The organism is Gordonia aichiensis NBRC 108223, assembly GCF_000332975.1.
GTDB lineage: Bacteria > Actinomycetota > Actinomycetes > Mycobacteriales > Mycobacteriaceae > Gordonia > Gordonia aichiensis.
On the sequence record NZ_BANR01000053.1, the window covers coordinates 1 to 2,720 of the forward strand.

At 64.1% G+C, this 2,720-nt stretch carries 3 protein-coding genes; 2 read left to right on the plus strand and 1 reads right to left on the minus strand.

What is annotated here, in order from left to right; genetic code table 11:
• Positions 1-159: IS3 family transposase (locus GOACH_RS24455; RefSeq protein WP_005180336.1), on the plus strand; the 159-nt coding region annotated here is incomplete at its 5' end.
• Between the two features lie 571 nt (positions 160-730).
• On the opposite strand, the gene GOACH_RS24550 is transcribed toward GOACH_RS24455, so the two are convergent.
• Positions 731-859: a hypothetical protein gene (locus GOACH_RS24550; protein WP_268760693.1), complete on the minus strand. Its 129-nt coding sequence runs from the start codon at positions 857-859 to the stop codon at positions 731-733.
• Between the two features lie 686 nt (positions 860-1,545).
• Between GOACH_RS24550 and GOACH_RS22230 the strand changes: the two genes are divergently transcribed.
• Complete coding sequence (locus GOACH_RS22230; RefSeq protein ID WP_040519594.1) at positions 1,546-2,004, plus strand: Hsp20/alpha crystallin family protein; 459 nt, start codon at positions 1,546-1,548, stop codon at positions 2,002-2,004.
• The last annotated feature ends 716 nt before the right edge of the window (positions 2,005-2,720 follow it).

The following is a 2,720-nucleotide window of genomic DNA, read 5'->3' on the forward strand; positions in this document are numbered from 1 at the left end:
GCCGTCGCCGAATACATCGATTGGTTCAATCACCGCCGCCTGCACGGCGAGATCGGACACGTCCCACCCGTCGAATACGAGACCACCTACTGGTCGACCCACACGGTCACCAACTACCGGGTGAGAACCCGGGTCCCGGCAACCGCTGGAACCAACTAACCGAGCCTCCAGCAAACCCGGGGCGATTCAGGTTGGCTCAGCCCGGCGGCCAGTCTGTCGGATCGGAATCGACGTCGTAGGCTCCATCGCCAGTCTGGGGCCACGGTTTCAAGGCCAGTCTGCGACAGATGGCAACCGTGAGTGCGCGGCACCGGTCTGGCAGAAATGCCGTGGCTAGGAATGGGCGGCCGCCCGGTCTGTCATGGGCGCGGGACGTCGTCGGTCATGTGGGGGAGTATGCGTTCTTGCAGTGCTTCCATGACCAACGCGGTGACCATCACAGCGACGGGCGCAACAAGACCACCCAGGATCACCATCCGCGTCTGCCCTCCCTGCTGCTGGCCTGCTCTATTGCTACGAAGGCAGCATAGCGCAGTCTGTTTCGGCCCTACGGGGGTTGGTCCGATACCGATCCGCGACCGGTGATCGGACGTTACGTGTGCGCGTGACGGCAGCGGCGGGGTACGCCGCTGCCGTCACCTGCTGTCGGGTTGACCCACCAGTGCTGGCCGAGGCGTGGACGGACGTGGTCTGTCGCCGCACCCTGCCAACCCGCCAGGGGAGTGAGGTGTCACTGCGACGTGGTGAGGAATACAAGGATGGCGGCCAGGGCGATGAGGTAGGCCAGGGCCCACCGTAGGTCGTGGTGTTGTGGGGTGGGCGGGGTGTGACGGTGAAATGTGAGGCTGCGGGAGGTCATGACTGCAAGTTCGATGCAAGTGGTGGGGTTGTGGGACAACAAGAGACGTCGCAAGGCCGACGCCCGGCCCGCCCGTGAGCAGAACGCCGCCCTGAGGTCGGGGGCGTCGTAGTCACTGCACCTGGGCAGGCGTGGGCCCGGCCGTAGAGGTGTGTGACGCGGTCAGGGCCGTCGAGCGGAGGCCAGCTGCTGTTGAGGCCACGGGCACCCGGTGCTGGCGGTCAATGTCGGGCTGGGAGTGCTTCGCTGCCGGTCGACTGGTGTCGGGGGTGGCTGGTACCAGTGTTTCGGATTGATCCGGGTGGAGGCGTGGCTGCGCCCATGACGTGGGTCCACCAGTGCTGCAGCGGGCTGGGATCGGGCCAGACGATCGGGTGAAGTTCGGGGGCGGGGGCCGACATCGGGTGGGATCATCCTTCCTGGGTCATGTCGCGCGGAACGTGGCCGTCGGTGAACGTCGTCTTCCTAGATAGCACTCGTATGCGCGGCCCGCCACCCGATGCCGAATGCGGGTTACTGCTCGCTCTTGGATCGAGTGCTGTTGTGCTGGTGGATGACTGAGTGCGCGGAACATCAATCAGATGCTTGGCACTCGCTGGTTGTGAGTGCTAATCTGATGGTGCGCAGTGAAGGTTGATGTGGTGCCGTCAGTGTGGCGGCACCCGTGGATCAAGGAGGTGGTTGCGATGCTGGGTATCGATCCGTTCTCCATGGTTGATGACTGGGCTCGAGGACTTCTCACTGGCGAGTCCGTCGCTGGCCGACGTGCACCGAGATTCATGCCGATCGATGTGTACAAGGTCGACGACCACTATTCGTTGATCGCCGACCTGCCTGGTGTTGATCCTGGTTCGATCGATCTCAACGTCGACAACGGGGTGTTGACCTTGTCGGCGCATCGCAGCGCACTCTCGGATGAGGGTGTGCAGTGGCTGGCCAACGAGAGATTCGCCGGCACCTACCGTCGGCAGATCACTCTGGGTGAGGGTGTCGATCCGGCGAAGATCTCTGCTGCCTATGACAACGGTGTGCTCACGGTGACGATCCCGGTGGCTGAGAAGACCAAGCCTCGCAAGGTGGCCATTGAGCATTCCGGTGCTGGGCGTCAGGAGATCACCGCTGGCTCCGAGGCGGCCTCGGGCTGACTGACCCGGGGTGGTGGTCGTCACTGTCACCCCAAGCGCAGGGAGGTCAGAGATGATGGGCTGCGTCAGGGCTGTGCCGCTGGCCGGTTGTGTCGACGTGATCGACGTCGAAGACACCTGGCTGGCCGCTGAAATCGATGCTGTCTTCGCGCAGGTTGGCGATCCGCAGCGGGTGCTACCTACCCTCACGTGCGGGATCAGCACCGCTCGGCGCCGGCCACCTGGTTCCGGCCGGACCGCCCCTCGCGTCGCGCACCTGCGGCCGCGACACCGAGTAGTCAGTCGAGGTGGGCGGCAGCGTGGCCCGCCCACCTCCGTCCGAGAGCTTCTGAGAGACAGCTGCGTCCGGGAGCCGAAAGGGTTGGCGGTGTCGGGCTCTGGCGATGGCAGGGCAGAGGGACGGACAAGGATGACACCCGCCGTCCTCCCCGGCGGCCGAGTGTCATCCTTGTCCATATTCAGTTCGACTGATGTATCTTTGCGGATCGCTAATAGTGCTGTGATCGCTGTCACGCTTCGAAGTGTGGGGTGGCATGACCCGGAGTGAGGTGGGCGGCCCGGGGTTCGTTCGTCGGGTGGCTCTTGGCAAGCCCGACACATCGGCAGCCGGGACTGCTGCACGGCAGGTTATCGGCACTCTAATTTAGTTGGGGGAGCTGGTAATTCGTGTTCAGTTGACATATGCGCCGCTGTGAGTCCGAGGAGTGAGACGCTTC